The organism is Pseudomonas sp. HY13-MNA-CIBAN-0226, from assembly GCF_040310305.1.
GTDB lineage: Bacteria > Pseudomonadota > Gammaproteobacteria > Pseudomonadales > Pseudomonadaceae > Aquipseudomonas > Aquipseudomonas gregormendelii.
Map to the genome: position 1 here is coordinate 1 of NZ_JBEOPS010000198.1, position 278 is coordinate 278.

A 278-nucleotide genomic window follows, 5' to 3' on the forward strand; every position below is an offset into this window, starting at 1 on the left:
GTGCTGCGCATGTCGCCACGGCATGGCGGGCAGGGCGGCAGTATCGTCAACGTGTCGTCGGTGGCGGCGCGGCTGGGCTCGCCGGGCGAGTATGTCGACTACGCCGCCTCCAAGGGCGCGCTGGATACCTTCACCATCGGCTTATCGAAAGAGGTCGCAGGTGAGGGTATCCGTGTCAACGCGGTACGCCCTGGCTATATCTTTACCGACTTCCATGCCCTGAGCGGCGACCCGGACCGGGTCAGCAAGCTGGAGTCCGGAATCCCGATGGCGCGGGG

1 protein-coding gene is annotated in these 278 nt (G+C 66.2%); it reads left to right on the plus strand.

All coding sequences use genetic code 11. From position 1 onward, the window contains the following. Positions 1–278 (plus strand): SDR family NAD(P)-dependent oxidoreductase (locus tag AAEZ05_RS28390; RefSeq protein ID WP_350649905.1); only part of this gene is annotated, 278 nt, incomplete at both ends.